We start from the raw sequence: 15,020 nt of genomic DNA, 5'->3' as shown, positions 1-15,020 counted from the left end.
CGCCGGCGCCGCCCGCGCCACCCACGCTGCCGCTGCCGTTGCCGTTCCCGCCGAAACCGCCGAGGCCGCCGTTGCCGTTGGCCCCCGCGGCGCCACCGGTGCCGCCGATGCCACCGACGCCGCCCTGACTCCCGACACCGTGGGCGCCGTTGCCACCGGGGAGACCGAGATGGATCCGGGCGCCACCGGCGTCGGCCTGGACCGCCGCTGAAGCGAGTGCGGGAGTGGTGACGAGACCGGCCACGGCGATCGTGGCGATCAGGAAGGTGCGGGGAATGGCGGTGGTGCGCGTGAAGCGCATGAGGTACGCCTTTCGTTTTGTGCGGTCGGAGATATTCTCCGACCGACAAACAACCACCTTAGGATCAAATGACACACCTAAGTCCCAAACATGGTTAAACGTCCGAAAATAAGGACGTACAGTCCTAACTTTGGCTGTAAGTACCCACAGGTGGCAGCCGCCTGGCGGGCACTGTCGGAGTGCGCCTGGTCGAAGGAATCGAATCCGACGAACGATCAGGACGCCGAAGCTGGGTCGTCGTCGAACGCACCATGTGCTGCCTGCGCGCCGCTCAACCGGTCGACCTGCTTCTTGATGAGGTCGCTGGGAAACTCCGCCTTCTGGCCCACGGCCAGATCATCGAAGCTCGCCGTGACGTCGCCGACCCGGACGAAAACGACGTGGTCGTCCCTCACCGCGTTCTTTCCGGGTATCTGCGCCGGCGAGATCAGGTGAAAATTCAGGGCTTCGTCCCCCACGTCAGGGGCGTTCTCCACGGTGACCTTGGCATGGTACTTCCCGGCCCACGCGACCCCGGTGAAGGACTTGCAGGTCTTGAGTGAGTCCTGAAGCCGGTGAAATGCCTCCTGCGCCTTCGCGCCCTCGTACGAAGCGAGCGTGATGCCGCCCGCGAAAACGTTGTCCTTCCAGTTGAAGATCTGGTCCGTCGAGGCGAACTTGGTCTTCGCGTCGAGCACGTCGAAAACCCTTTGGCACGAGGCAACGGAAACCGGCGGGAAGGTCGAGCCCTCGCTCTCCGAAACAGGATCCTGGACCGGCGAGTCGTAGCTCTGCGGTACTTCGCTGTCCTTGAAGGCGAGAGCCTTCAGTTGTGCCGCGGTCAGCGGGGGTCTGGAGGTTCTTGAAGGTGTCGCCCTCGCCGGAGACGCCGTTGAACCGTTCCCCTCCGCGCCCGAACAGCCGGTCACGACAAGTGCCCCGCCAACTATCGCCGTACTCACTGACATCCACCGCTTCGTGCGCGCGTCCATACATGCCCCCTGGGCCGTCCGTAAGAGAAGGGCAGACGTTAGCCGTAATGCGGAGGGGGTGATCGAGCGGGGAGCCCGTCGAATGAGAAGCGGGAACGGGGACCGCGCCCCTTCGCCCGAGCGAAGGGGCGCGGTCCCCTAACGTCTTGCCTCTCCCCTGACCTGTTCCGCGGCGCGGAACACCGGCCTCGGGATCGCCGCGACCGTCGCGGCGATCCCGGTGTCCACCCCGTACCGGCCTCTCCACCGTGCGTACGGCGTCCGGGGGGCACGGCCGGCGGGTCAGGTGGTGGGCGGGATCGGGACGGTGGTGCTGATTCCGGTCGAGCCGTTGATCATCTTCGTGGCGGCGCCGGCGAGGCGCAGGTAGAAGTCGGACGAGACGTGGGTGCCGTCGGCGTCCAGCGTCAGGAAGTACTGGTTCGTCGGGATCATGGAGGCGTCCGTCGCGGCCGGCGCGATGGCGGTGCCTTCGTCGTACTCGTCGAACATCGCGATGAAGGCCGAGTTGGTTCCGCTCTGGCGAACGGCGACGGCCTGCTGCCACATGAAGTTGCCCGCCTTGCGCGGAATCTGGTTCTTGGCCTCGCCCACATGCCAGTTGGACCATGCGAACCCGGGGTAGATCACCGGCTGGTAGTCCTGTCCACGGCTCTTGAGCAGGGCGAAGTCGTCGTTGAACAGTTTCTGGTCGACCGTCGGGTTGCCCGTGTTCCACGGCGAGACCATGTTGAGGGCCGCGTAGACGGGTGCGAAGCCCGGTTTGGCGTTGCCGTCGGTGCGCCAGCCGCGGGGCACGCCGCCGATGACGTACACGCCTTTGCCCTTGAACCAGTTGATCAGGTCCAGGCAGCCCTGCAACGTGCCGGCGCGGTTGGACACACCCAGGCCCCACAGCTCGACGACCGGCTTGCCGCCCTCGTGCGCGTACATCGGCGAATCGGTCAGGTGGAGCGAGCCGGTGACGGTGTTCGTCCAGTCGCTCTGGATCGCGCTGACCAGGTTGCCGTCGTTCAGGCCGCTGATGTCGTATTCGATGTAGAAGCCGCGGCCGTACTTCTGCGCCGCGTCCCGTGCCTTTCCGTGGATGTCGTTGCGCTGCTGGAGCCGGGGCTGTCCGGTGGCGGCGATGTCACTTCCGAAGCGCTGGAGGGCGGCGCCGTCGATGCCGTACTGCTGCATCCAGTGGAAGTGCTGGTCGATGACCGCCGTGGCGTACGAGGAGAACAGCTTGGCCGGCTTGCCGTTCCCCAGCGCGGCGTACCCGGTCTGGAAGAGGGCGCTGTCGGGGTAGGCGGAGATGTCCGGGTAGAGCTCGAACGTCTGGTTCCCGGGAGCCGGCTTGCCCGCGGCCCAGTGGGTCCAGTTGTTCAGCGGGGAGCCGTCGCCCGCGGCGGCGAACCATCCCTGGTAGCCGGCGTACACCTTGCCCTTGACGCCGGGCTGGGCAGCGGCGGCACTCGGGTCCTGCTGGGGCGCGGGGTCCGCCGCGGCCGTGGACAGGCTGCCGAGTCCGGCCCAGAGCGCTCCCACTCCGGCGCCCGCCGCGGCGGTACCGCGCAGGAAGTTCCGTCGCGAGTGTGATGGCTTGCTCATGTCTGCTCCTCTGGTCGAATCAAATGCGGGGGTCTGTGGGGGACCCGGAGCGGCGGCGCGCGGTGCCGCAGCTTCCGGAGACCGTCGCTTCCCCGGGGGCGTCGCCCGAGAGCACCGGGGGCTGTGCTCATCGTGCTGCCGAGGCCTTCGCGGGCAGCGGTGTCAGGCAGTTGGGGACGGAGCGCAGGGCGTCGTACCAGACCGCGGCCATCTTTCCGTAGCCCGCCTGGGTCGGGTGAATGCCGTCAGCGAGATCGGCCGTCGTCAGCGCGTCGTACATTTTCACCAGGTGGACGCGTGGCCCCTTGGCGGCCACCACGGCGGGAATCGCCGCGTTGTACGTCACGACCCGGCCCTGCTGCGTGCCGTTCTGCTGCGGGGGCACGGTCGCCACGAAGAGTTCGGACCGCGGCTTGTCGGCCAGGATGTGGTCGATCAGCGCGGACAGCCGGTTCGGGGCGTTGCCGACGTCGTAGTTCTGGTTGAGGTCGTTGGTGCCGATGAGCAGCATGATCGTACGGGGGTCGCTCTGCCCCAGCCACGTGTCGAGGTTCGCGTCCAACTGGTCGATGCGCCAGCCCGGGTGGCCCTCGTGGTCGTGATCGCCCAGCTCCGCGGGGCCGTTGGTCTGGGATCCGACGAAGTCGACGGTGTAGCCGCCGACCGCGAGGCGGTGCCACAACTCGACCCGGTAGCCCCCGGGGTAGGGGGTGTATCCGTCGGTGATGGAGTCGCCGAGCGGCATGACGCGCACACCGCCGTTGCTCTCGCCCGGGACCTTCGCGACGGCGGCGGTACGGCCGAGTACGACCTCGGCGGCAGCGAGAACACCGCCGAAGAGCGCCGTGCGTCTGGAGAACGCTCGGTTCATGAATCTCCCTGGTAAGGCGCGACGGACGATGGCCGCGGTCACAGCGCACTGCGGCTCGCAGGGCACCATATGGCAAGCGCTTACTAACGCCGGCCTTCGATGTGCAGCCGGTGTGTGCTGTATGCAAAGCCGTCGGACCGTCCTGCGTCAATACCCTTGCGGAGCTGGGTTTTTGGGGATCCTGGCGGTGGAGCCTTAATGACTTTCCATGACGCGCCGCAGCACGGTCGGTGTGAGTATGCGGTATCACTTCATGTGCCTCAAGATAGCGCTTTCTTACGCGGCGGCAACTCCCCCGACATGGAGGGTAAATACTTTTACAGACGGTTGCGGGCAAGGCCAACGCCCCGCACGTCCTCGCCGGCTTCGAACGGCACCAGGAACGCCCGAGCCCAGCGACACGTCACCTCCGCGTCGCTGGGCTCGGGCTGTCAAGGAGTGGGCTAAGGGCGCGCCGCCAGACGCGTGGCGACGAAGTCCAGTACCGCGGCCTGCTCCGACACCAGGAAGAAGTGCCCGCCGGGGAACACCTCCAGGGCGAACCGCGAGGAGGTCAGGTCCCGCCACTCGGCCGCCAGGGCGGGGGTGGCCATCGGGTCGTCGGCGCCGGTGAGGGCCGTGATCGGAGTGGTCAGCGGCTGACCCGCCGTCGGGCGGTAGGAGTGGAGCATCCGGAAGTCGTTGCGGATGTAGGGCAGGAAGATCTCGCGCATCTCGGGGTCGGCCAGGAGTTCGGCCTCGGTGCCGCCGAGGCGCCCCAGATGGCGGACCACCTCCTCGTCGTCGGCGTCGGCGATGCCGGCGTCGGGGCGGCTGTGGGTCTGGACCGTGCCGCTCCGCGTATCGCCCGGAGCCCCCGGCGCGATCTGCCCCGAGACGAACAGGTGCGCCGGCGGCGCGCCGCGTTCGTCGAGGATCCGCGCCGCCTCGTACGCGACGAAGGCGCCCATGCTGTGGCCGAACAGGGCCAGCGGCCGGTCGAGCAGCGGGGCCAGGTCGTCCACGATGAGTCCGGCCATGGTCCGGACGTCGTCGACCAACGGTGCCGTCCGGCGCTCGCCCCGTCCCGGGTACTGCACCGCGTGCAGTTCGACCCGGCGCGGCAGTCCCTGATGCCATGGCCGGTAGAAGGCCGCCGATCCCCCGGCGTGGGGAAAGCAGACCATGCGGACCTGGGCGTCGAGCCGCTCGTCGTAGCCGCGAAGCCATTCTGACGAGGTGTGGATCAGCGTGCTCATCGGATCACCCGGCCTGCGCGTAGGCGTGGTTGAGGGCGGTCGTGGTGTGGTGCAGGTCCTCGTGCTCCACGACTTCGTCCAGGATCAGGGTGCTCACTCCGAGCGCGATGTACCGCTGGATCATCGCGCCGACGTCGGCGTAGGTCCCGACCAGGTACGGGCAGAACGTCTGGTAGGCCCGGAACGGGTAGAGCCAGTAGACCCCCTTCGGCTCGTGCGAGCGCAGCGCGTCGCGCGAGAGTTTCAGGTGCCAGTGCGACTCGACCTTGCCGACGGCCCATTCGTGCAGCTTCTCCCCCGACTCGCTCGACGGGAAACGCTCGTGGGCGATCCGCCACGCCTCTTCGGCGTTGTCGCGGGCGATGACGCCGAGGCGCACGCCGCAGCCGGCGAGCGGCCGGTCGCTCTGGTAGCTGTCTATCTGGTGCGGGTAGGACAGCCGGTCCACGCCGAGCAGCCGCGCGACCTCGCGGCAGTCGTCGGAGGCCCCGGACACGTAGAGGTCCGGTGCCAGGGCGGGGTCGGCAGGCGGGCTGACGACGGCGGCGTCCAGGGTGTAGTACTTGCCGGCGTACGTCACCGTCGTCGGCGCCGCCGTCAACTCCCTGATGATCTCGCCGTATTCGGCCAGCCGGTCGTAGCGCTCGCGGTGGCCGAGTTCGCAGCCCAGCTCGCTCAGGTGTTTGGAGAATCCGCCGGTGACCAGGTTCAGGTCGACGCGCCGCCCGTAGAGGAACCCCAGGGTGCTGATCGTCTTGGCGACGGCGAACGGATGGGTGTCCAGGGGGTTGACCGCGACCAGGGGGACGAACCGCTCGGTGTTGTCGATGGCGAGCTGCGCCGCGGCCCAGGCGTCCACGAGCGTGTTGTCGGTGTAGATCAGCGCGCCGCGAAAGCCCGCCTGTTCGGTCCAGCGGGCCACGTCGACGACCCGGCTGCGGTATTCCCGCGGTGTCCGATCCTGCCAGGAAGGCATCGTTGTATAGACGGTCAGCACGGTTCGCGATCCCTCTCTTCGGCTTTCGGGGTGCTGTACTCGGGCCGGGGCTCCCGGCCGGTCAGGGCGGTCAGGCAGGTCAGGCCGGTCACGCCGCTCAGGGCCGTGTGAGCTTGGCCTGCTCGGCGACGAGCTTCGCCACGATGGCGCGGTCGATCTTGCCGTTGGGGTTGAGGGGCATGGATTCCACGCGCAGGAACACGTGCGGCACCAGATGGACCGGCAATCCCGCGGCCAGCGTGCGGCGCAGCTCGGCCTCGCGGGCGGGCTCGCCGGTGTAGCAGGCCATCAGCTCGGTGGCGTCGCGGTGCCGCACCGGCACGACGACGGCCTCCCGGACGCCGGGGTGGCGGCGCAACAGGGCCTCGAATTCGCCGAGTTCGACCCGGTAGCCGCGGATCTTGACCTGGTTGTCGAGGCGGCCGAGGTGGACCAGTGTGCCGTCGTCCTCGCGGCGTACCCGGTCGCCGGTGCGGTAGTAGTACGCCTCGCTCAGCGCGTCGCCGGCCTGGTCATCGTGGCCGGCCCGACCGTCGAGACCGGCTTGGTCGTCGAGGCCGAGGAACCGGTTGATGTTGTCGCGCGGGTCCAAGTAGCCGTCGAAACGCTGCGGACCGCGGACGCACAGCTCGCCTTCGTCGGTGACGACGTACTCCAGGCCCGGGTAGACGGCGCCGATCGGCACCGTGTCGTTCACGGTCTCCGGCCAGTCCCCGCGCTCCTTCGGCAGGCGGAACTCCGCGCACGCCAAAGTGAGTTCGGTCGGACCGTAGATGTTCTCCACGACCGATTCGGAGGCGAATCCACTCCATGCCTCGGCCTGTGCGTAGGTGAACTGCTCACCGCAGAACACGCTGTAGCGCAGCCCGGGGACCCGGCCCCCTGGCAGGGCGCCGAGTCCGGCGGCGGCCGAGACCGCCGAGGGGACCGAGAACCAGTGTGTGAGCCGCCGGTTCACCGCGTAGTCGACCGAGCTCAGCAGTTCGGCCGCTTCGGGCACGACCAGTGTCGCGCCGCCGCCCCAGGTGACGAAGAGGTCGAACACCGAGAGGTCGAAGGTCAGGTCGAAGGTGTGCGACATGCGGCAGCCCGGACCGACCTCATAGCGGGGGACGGTGTGCGCCAGGAATGCCAGGACGTTACGGTGCCGGATCGGCACGCCCTTGGGCCGCCCGGTGGAGCCGGAGGTGAACAGCAGGTAGGCGATGTCGTCGGGGCCGGCGGACGACGGCGGCAACGACTCGTCAGGGACGGCGGTCAGGAGCGCCTCGTCGGTGAGCGGCAGCACCGGCCGCGCCGGCCTGGTGCCGGAGGGGCAGTGTTCGAGCCACTGCTGCCCGGACGCGTCGGCGATGATCACATCGACGTCGGCCAGCTCGCAGATGGCGGTGTTGCGCCGCGGCGGATACTTCAGGTTCAGCGGTACGACCTGCGCGCCCAGGCGCAGCGCCGCGAGATATCCGGCGTAGGCGACGCCGCTGCGCGCGGCCAGCAGGGCCACCGAGCGGACGCGGCCGTGTGCGGCGGTGATGCTCTCGGCCAGCGCCTCGGCAGCGCGCTCCAGCTCGGCGTAGCTGATCGACGACGCGGACAGCTCGACGGCCGGCAGCTCGGGGTGGCGCCGTGCCGTGGCGGCGAAGACGTCGTGAAGGGTGCTGATGTGGTCGTCCATGTCGACCTTCCCGGTCAGAAGTGGAGGCGGTCTCAGTCTTCGTAGGCGAGGAGCAGCCGCGCGATGTCGGCCAGGCGGCCGTCGTTGGCGGCGTCGCGGGCGGCGAACCAGGCGGCCTGCCCGGCGGCGGTCGGCCGGTCGAACAGCACGCGCGGCGGGACGGTCAGGCGGAAGATCTCCGTCAACTGCGAGGCGACCTCCAGTGCGGTGGCCGATTCGGCGCCGAGGGCGAACAGGTCGGCGTGGACGCCGATGGCGTCGCGGGCCAGGGCGTCGGCCCAGATCTCGACCAGCAGCTCCGCGAACGGCGACGTGGACGCGGTACCTTCGGCGGCCGCGTTGGCCGTGTTGTCGGCTGCTTCGCCGACGCTCGGGACGGCGTCGGCCGCCTCGGCCGTGCCGCGCTCGTCGAGCACGGCCTCGTACGCGGCGTCGAGGTCTTCGGGCAGCGGGCGCGCGGCCAGCGTGCGCCGATCGACCTTGCCGCTGGGGGTCAGCGGCAGCGCGGTGACGGGGACGCAGGCGAACGGCACCATGTGCCCGGGCAGGATCCGCGCCAGATCGCCGCGCAGCGTACGCGGTGGGACATCGCAGCCCTCGGCGAGAAGGTAATAGGCGACGATCTGCTTGTCCGACGCCCCCTCCCGGACGACTACCACGGCCTCGGCCAGCCCGTCCTGAGTCAGGATCTGCGCCTCGACCTCGCCGAGTTCGACCCGGAAGCCACGGATCTTGACCTGCCCGTCGCGGCGGCCGAGGCACTGGATCCGGCCGTCGGGGAGCCGGGTTCCGAAGTCGCCCGTACGGTAGGTCCGGACCCCGCTCGGCTCAGGGGTGTCCCGAGCGTACTGAGCATCAACGGGCCTGGCGGGTCCGGCGGGTCCAGCGGCCGGAACGCGGACCGCGAAGCGCTCGGCAGTCAGGTCGGGCCGGCCCAGGTACCCGTCGGCCAGCGGTACGCCGGAGACGCAGACCTCGCCGGGTACCCCGTCCGGCAGGGGTTGCAACCGGTCGTCGAGGATCTCCACCACCGCGCGGTCGATCGGGCTTCCGACCGCCGGCAGCTCCGGCCAGTCGGCCGGGTCGGCGGACAAGCGCTCGGCGGTGACGACATGGGTTTCCGACGGGCCGTACTGATTCTCCAGCGACGCGCCGGTGCGGTGGAAGAACTCGCGTACGGCCGGGCTGACGTGCAGTTGCTCCCCCGCCGTGATGACCTCGCGCAGGGCCGCGGGGTAGCGGCCGGAGTTCGAGGATGCCTCGGCGAGCTGCTGAAGGGCGACGAAGGGCAGGAACAGTCGATGCACGCTCTGCTCGGTCAGCCAGTCGGCCAGCCGGTCCGGATCGCGGCGGACCTCGTCGGTTATCAGCACCAGGGTGCCGCCGGTGCCCCAGGTGGCGAACATCTCCTGGAACGCGACGTCGAAGCTGAACGCCGCGAACTGGAGGGTGTTCCAGCCGGGGCCGGCCCCCGAGCGCCGGAACTGCCAGTCCAGCATGGAAGCGAGCGGCCGGTGCGGCATGCCGACGCCCTTGGGCAGACCGGTCGAGCCTGAGGTGTAGATGACGTAGCAGAGGTCCGCGGTGGTGGTCGGGGTGCGCGGCGCGGGCCGCGGATCCGCCGGCAGGCTCGGCGCGTCCATGAGCATGTCGTACAGATCGATGACGCGGACACCTTCGGGAACGGTGAGCGCACCGTCGATTCCGGCCGGGCCGATCAGGACGTCGGCGCGGCTGTCGGTGAGCATGAAGTCGAGGCGCTCGCGGGGATACGCCGAATCGAGCGGCACATATCCGGCTCCGCTCTTGAGGATCGCCAGCAGTGCGACGATCAGTTCGGGGCAGCGCGGCCCGGACAGCGCGACGGCGCGTGCGGTGCCGATCCGTCCCGCGCACCGGTCGGCGGCGGCCTTCAGCTCCGCGTACGTCATCTCGCCGCCGTCCCAACGCAGCGCCTGGGCCTCGGGATATCTCGCGGCGGCGCGGTCGAACAGCTCGTGCGCGGTGACGTCCCACTCGTCCGCGCCGGACATCCCGACCGCCTCGGCGGCGGGATTCAGCGTCGGCGCCGGCACCAGAGGCAGCAGGCCGATCGGCGTCTTCACGTCGCGGGTCGCCGCGCGCAGCAGCTCGATGTAGCCCGCGACGATGCGCTCGGCCGTGTCCTGCGCATACCGCGGGCCGTCATATTCCAGCGAGCCACGACGCCCGTTCTCGGTGTCGAAGGTGAACACGAGATCGAGCGGAAGCTCGCCGCCGCCGATCAGGACGGCGGCCCGGCAGCACTCCTCCCAGGCGATGCCTGCTCGCTCACCGGCCGGCTCACCGGCCTGCTCACCGGCCGGCCCACCGGTCACGAACTCCCCGCCGGCCGCGTCCCGCAGATCGGCGGCGGCCCGCAGGGCGAGGTCCGAGAACGCGGTGTCCGGATCGAGGGACTGCCGCAGCGGTGCCCAGGAACCGTCCCGCCCGGCACCGACCACGATCTCCTCGACCCCGGCGTTCTCCCAGGGCGCGGCGACCCGGTACAGCAGCGCGTGCAGCCCGGCGGCCAGCGTCGCGAGCACCGGAACGTCCTGCTCCCGCGCTACGGCCGCGAGGCCGTCGGCGAGGTCGCCCGGGATCTCGAACTCCAGCGTCGAACGCCGTTGTCCGGGCGGGGGATGCGGTACGCCGCGGTCGGCGGGCCATGTGGTGGCGGGCGGTGCGCCGCGCAGCCGGTCGAGCAGCGCAGCGCGTACGGCGTCGGAGACCTGCGACGCCGATGCGCCGGTGGCCGGAGCCGTCGCCGGAGTCGCCGAAGGGGAGGCGTTCATCGGGTCACCTTCCCCTCGTCGTCGCGGCCGGCGGTGGCGGTGGCGGTGGCGCGTCGCGATCTCGCCAGCAGCGCGCTTCGCCCTCCGGGCCTGCCCGACTGGACCGGCGCGACCGGGGCCGCCGCCGTGGCCCGGGGCGTGTCGTCCAAGAGCGCCGCGGCCAGGTCGTGCACGGTCGGATGGGTGAAGAGCTGGAGCGCGGCGATGTCCCGGGCCAGCACCTGCGTCAGCCGGGTCCTGACCCGGGCCAGCATCAGTGAGTCGCCGCCGATCTCGAAGAAGTTGTCGTGCGTGCCGACCTCGTCGAGGCCGAGGAACTCGCACCAGACGGCTGCGATCTCCCGCTCCAGACGCGACACCGGTGCGACGCGAGTGGCTCCGGCGTTCCGGTCGCGCGGCGGCTCCGGCAGCTTCGCGTGGTCGATCTTGCCGTTGCCGTTGAGCGGGAACTCGGCCAGCGGCACGATCACGGCGGGCACCATGTACTCCGGCAGGTTCTGGGCCAACTGCCGCCGCAGCGCGGACGGGTCCAGATCGGCGACGCCGAGCGGAGCGGCGGGCGAGACGTACGCGATCAGGCGCAGCGGCCCGGGCCCCGACCGGTCGCGGCGCGCCGTGACGACACCGCGCCCGACGCCGGTGATCCGCTCCAGACGGGCCTCGATCTCGGGCAGTTCGACCCGGTGGCCGCGGACCTTCACCTGCCGGTCGATGCGGCCCAGGTAGTCGAGGTTGCCGTCGGGCAGGCGGCGCACCAGGTCGCCGGTGCGGTAGAGGTGTGCGCCGGGCTCGGTCGCGTACGGGTCCAGCGGGAACTGACGGGCCGTCAACTCGGGTCGGCGCACATAGCCAAGACCCACGCCGAGGCCGCCGATGCACAGCTCGCCGGGGACGCCGACCGGCACGACACGCAGGCGCTCGTCCAGGACGTACGCGGTGGTGCCGGGAACCGAGGTGCCGATCGTCGGCCGGCGCTCGGTGCCGTCCAGGAGTGTGTGCGTGCACCAGATGGTGGTCTCGGTGGGGCCGTAGATGTTGAAGAGCCGGCGGTTCGGCGCCCACAAAGGGCCCAGCTCCGGCGGGAACGCCTCGCCGCCGACCAGGATGGTGCGCAGTCCCGGCACGTCGTCCGGCCGCATCACGGCGAGCGCGGACGGCGGCAGGAACGCCGCCGTCACCTGGTAGCGGCGGACGGTCTCGGCCAGGTCGGGGCCGGGCAGCATACGGTCGCGGGGCACGACACACAGCCGTCCGCCGTGCGCGAAGGCGAACGTGAAGTCCAGGACGGAGCCGTCGAAGCTCGGCGAGGAGAACTGGATCACGGTGTCCGGCGACTCCGGGTCGACGAACTCCAGCTCGGCGTGGGCGGAGTTGACCACGCCGCGGTGGTGGATCGCGACACCCTTGGGCTGACCGGTGGAGCCGGAAGTGAAGACGATGTACGCCGGGTCGCGCGGCCCGGTGTTCCGGGCCGGCCGGGTGTCCGGATACCGGCCGAGCGGGTCGTCGGGGCCGCCGAGGCAGATCACCGGCAGGCGGTCGGCGCCGGGCGGCTCGGCGCGGCCGGCCCGGGTGATCAGGGCCTTGACCTCGGTGTCGTCCATCATGAGGGCCAGCCGCTCGGCCGGATAGCCGGTGTCCAGCGGGACGTGGACCGCGCCTGCCTTGAGTACGCCCAGGAACGCGACCGGCAGGTCCTGGCAGCGGTCCAGCGCGACACCCACAGCCGTCCCGGGTCCGACGCCGATCTCGGCGAGGTGGTGGGCCAGCCGGTTGGCTCGCGCTTCGAGTTCGGCGTAGCTGAGCTCGCCTTCGGCGCCGACGACGGCGAGCCGCTCCGGCGCCCGGTCCGCCCAGCGCTCGAACAGGGCCGGGACATCCTCGGCCAGTGGCGCGGGCAGGCCGGTGTCGGTCCAGCGGTCGAGCTGGGCGAGCTCGTCGTGGGTCAGCAGGTCCAGGTCGGCGACGGCCGTGTCCGGCGCGGACAGCGCGGCTTGGAGCAGGGTGCTCAGATGGCCGAGGAAGCGGTTCACGGTGTCCGCGCCGTAGAGGCTGGTGTTGAATTCGGCGGTGCCGAGGAAGCCGCCTCCGGCCGCCGCCCCGGCGTGCTGGAGGATGACGCACAGATCCTGGATCGAGCCTCCGCCGTGCGCGGGCAGCGGAGCGAGGTCCGCCCCGGGCAGGCTGAGGGCGGTGTCGACGTCCTGGAGGACGAACAAGAGCTGTACGACGGGGTCGTAGCTGGGGTCCCGGTCCGGACGCAGCAGCGCGACGAGGTCCTCGAACGGGAGGTCCTGGTGTTCCTGCGCCTGGCTGATGGTGCGGTGGGCGGCGCGCGCCAGGGCGACGAAGGTGGTGTCCCCCGCGACGCGCAGGCGCAGCGGCACCAGGTTGACGAAGCAGCCGACGGTCTTGGCGAACTCCGGGCGGACGCGGTTGGCGACGGGCGCGCCGATGAGCAGGTCGTCGCGGCCGGTGTGCCGGTGGACGACCGAGGCGAAGGCGGCCAGCAGCGTCGCGTAAGCGGTGACGCCGTGCCGCCGGGAGAACTCGGCGACCTGCTCCTCCACATCCGCCGGCCAGGCGAATTCGACCATCGCACCGTCCGTCCTGCGCTGTGCGGGCCGGGTCCGGTCGGTGGGAAGGTCCAGGAGCGTGGGGGCGCCTTCGAGTTCGCCGCGCCAGTAGTCGGCGAGCCGCTCGCGGTGCGCACCGGTCAACTGCTCGGACTGCCAGGCGGCGAAGTCCATGAACTGGATCGCCGGCGCCAGTGTGGTGCTGGGACGGTTCTCGGTGCGGGCGGTGTAGAGCTCCGCCAGTTCGGCGAACAGCAGCTCCAGGCTCCAGCCGTCGCACGCGATGTGATGCGCGGTCACGACAAGCGCGGCCGACGGGGTGCCCGGCGCGATGAGGCGCGCGCGGATCAGCGGGCCGGCGGACAGGTCGAAGGGCGCCCGGGCCTCGGCGTCGATCCGGTCGACGACCCAGGCCGCCAGGTCGGCGGGAGCGGTGCCGCCGGGCTCGGCGGCTTCGGGGTCTTCGGGGTCTTCGGGGTCTTCGGGTCCTCCGGATTCTCCGGGTTCTTCGACGGCCAGGCTCACCGCGAGGGCGGGCAGCACGCGCTGTCGCGCCTGTTCGTCGTGGACATCGACGACGGTACGCAGGGCCTCGTGGCGGGCGACGAGGTCGTTGAGCGCCGCTTCGAGGGTGGGGGCGTCGAGGTCGCCGCTGACGCGGAAGGCGTACGGCAAGTTGTAGACGGCGTTGCCGGGGTAGAGCTGCGACAGGAGCCACATGCGCCGTTGGGTCGCGGACAGCGGTGCGCCCGCTTCCGTACGCTCGGTCACTTCGACGGGCGCGGCCGATGCGTGCAGGACCGGTGCGTGCCCGGCCGACGCGCGTACGGCCGGTGCCGTCGTATCGGTGCGCCCGGCGGCGGACGCGGCCCAGCCGTCGAGGAACGCTGACACTTCGGCGACGGTCGGATGGTCGAACAGGGCACGGGCCGTGATGGGCAGGCTGAACTCGGAGGCCAGCAGGGAGGCGACCCGGACCGCGCTGAGCGAATGGCCGCCGACGGCGAAGAAGTCGTCGTCGATGCCGGGCGGCACCTGCTCCAGAACGGTTCGCCAGACCTCCGCGACACGCAGTTGCGTCGGGTTGGACGGCTGACGGCGAGGGATGTCGGCGGGGCGGCGCTTCGCGGTACGGCGGCGGTCGGCCTCGATGCTCCGGCCGGCGGCCGGCTCGGCGGCCCCATGGTCGGCCTTGGCGGGAACACCGAGTTCGGCGGGCCACTCCGTCGCGGCTATCGGGCTGTCGGGCGAGGACGTCAGGGTTTCGAGAAGGCGGACGAAGCCGGCCACGACGGCGGCGGCCGTCGAGGAATCCAGCACGGCTGTCCGGTAGCGCAGGTAACCCGGCATTCCCGTGGGCAGGTCGGCGAGTTGGAGTTCGACGTCGTACAGGGAGCGGTGTGAGAGGTGTTCGGTCGCCTCGACCGTCAGGGGGCCGACGGTGGCCGGGGGGTCCAGCGGCTGGCGGCCACCGAGCAGCACTTGGAACAGCGGGTGCGTATCGGGGCGGCGGGCCGGGGCGAGGCGCTCGACCACCCGGCGGAACGGGATGTCGGCGTCGTCGAAGGCCGACAGCGTCGCCTCGCGGGCCACGCGCAGCGCGTCGCGCCAGGTCGTGTCGGCCGACAGACGGACACGCAGCGCGGCCTGGTTGGTGATGAATCCGGCGGTGTCGCGCGAGGCGGCGTCGCGGCGGCCGACGACGGTGCCGAGGACCGCTTCCCCGTGGCCCGACATGCGCTGGATCAGGACGGACAGCGCGGTGAGCCAGACCATGAACGGCGTGGCGCGCTCCGCAGCCGCGACCGTGCGGACGGCCTCGGCCAGCGGAGCCGGAACATCGACCGGGAGGACTCCGGCGGCGTACGGATCGCCCGGGGCCTGACGCCCGAAGGACGGCCAGCGGTCGGCGTCGGCCGACAGGTCGGCCAGCTCGGCGGCGCGGCGGTCCAGACGCTGCGCCGTGTCGGGCTTGTCGGCGG

General features: G+C 70.9%; 9 protein-coding genes. All 9 read right to left on the bottom strand.

The annotated features are described in order from the left end of the window. Nucleotides 1-301, bottom strand: a 301-nt coding sequence (locus tag QR77_RS47115) for a hypothetical protein (RefSeq protein ID WP_201778847.1), incomplete at its 3' end; no start/stop codon positions are given. Between the two features lie 215 nt (nucleotides 302-516). Then, a complete protein-coding gene (locus tag QR77_RS49485) occupies nucleotides 517-978 on the bottom strand; it encodes a hypothetical protein (RefSeq protein WP_052489280.1) in 462 nt (153 codons plus the stop codon). A 576-nt stretch (nucleotides 979-1,554) separates the two neighbouring features. Continuing rightward, nucleotides 1,555-2,868, bottom strand: coding sequence for a glycoside hydrolase family 71/99-like protein (locus QR77_RS34680; RefSeq protein ID WP_040025977.1), 1,314 nt, complete (start codon nucleotides 2,866-2,868; stop codon nucleotides 1,555-1,557). Nucleotides 2,869-2,995: 127 nt separating this feature from the next. Continuing rightward, nucleotides 2,996-3,739: an SGNH/GDSL hydrolase family protein gene (locus tag QR77_RS34675; protein ID WP_040025976.1), complete on the bottom strand. Its 744-nt coding sequence runs from the start codon at nucleotides 3,737-3,739 to the stop codon at nucleotides 2,996-2,998. A gap of 443 nt (nucleotides 3,740-4,182) precedes the next feature. Further along, nucleotides 4,183-4,977 carry an alpha/beta fold hydrolase gene (locus QR77_RS34670; protein WP_040025975.1) on the bottom strand — a complete coding sequence of 265 codons (795 nt, stop codon included), beginning with the start codon at nucleotides 4,975-4,977 and terminating at the stop codon, nucleotides 4,183-4,185. A 4-nt stretch (nucleotides 4,978-4,981) separates the two neighbouring features. Then, nucleotides 4,982-5,974, bottom strand: coding sequence for an LLM class flavin-dependent oxidoreductase (locus tag QR77_RS34665; protein ID WP_052489279.1), 993 nt, complete (start codon nucleotides 5,972-5,974; stop codon nucleotides 4,982-4,984). A gap of 97 nt (nucleotides 5,975-6,071) precedes the next feature. Continuing rightward, nucleotides 6,072-7,646 (bottom strand): AMP-binding protein, encoded by a 1,575-nt coding sequence (locus QR77_RS34660; RefSeq protein ID WP_040025974.1) that lies wholly within the window; start codon nucleotides 7,644-7,646, stop codon nucleotides 6,072-6,074. 32 nt (nucleotides 7,647-7,678) lie between these two features. Further along, complete coding sequence (locus QR77_RS47110; protein ID WP_052489278.1) at nucleotides 7,679-10,462, bottom strand: non-ribosomal peptide synthetase; 2,784 nt, start codon at nucleotides 10,460-10,462, stop codon at nucleotides 7,679-7,681. Then, a partial coding sequence (locus tag QR77_RS34650; RefSeq protein ID WP_150130479.1) for a non-ribosomal peptide synthetase occupies nucleotides 10,459-15,020 on the bottom strand: 4,562 nt, incomplete at its 5' end. The genes QR77_RS47110 and QR77_RS34650, both read right to left, overlap by 4 nt.

Source organism: Streptomyces sp. 150FB (assembly GCF_000818195.1).
Classification (GTDB): domain Bacteria; phylum Actinomycetota; class Actinomycetes; order Streptomycetales; family Streptomycetaceae; genus Streptomyces.
This window is presented reverse-complemented; position numbering and strand designations above follow the sequence as displayed.

What these genes read in the sequence shown, in the direction of transcription:
- QR77_RS34680 (WP_040025977.1), bottom strand. Translation starts at nt 2,868, where the DNA reads ATGAGCAAGCCATCACACTCGCGACGGAACTTCCTGCGCGGTACCGCC.
- QR77_RS34675 (WP_040025976.1), bottom strand. Translation starts at nt 3,739, where the DNA reads ATGAACCGAGCGTTCTCCAGACGCACGGCGCTCTTCGGCGGTGTTCTC.
- QR77_RS34670 (WP_040025975.1), bottom strand. Translation starts at nt 4,977, where the DNA reads ATGAGCACGCTGATCCACACCTCGTCAGAATGGCTTCGCGGCTACGAC.
- QR77_RS34660 (WP_040025974.1), bottom strand. Translation starts at nt 7,646, where the DNA reads ATGGACGACCACATCAGCACCCTTCACGACGTCTTCGCCGCCACGGCA.
- QR77_RS47110 (WP_052489278.1), bottom strand. Translation starts at nt 10,462, where the DNA reads ATGAACGCCTCCCCTTCGGCGACTCCGGCGACGGCTCCGGCCACCGGC.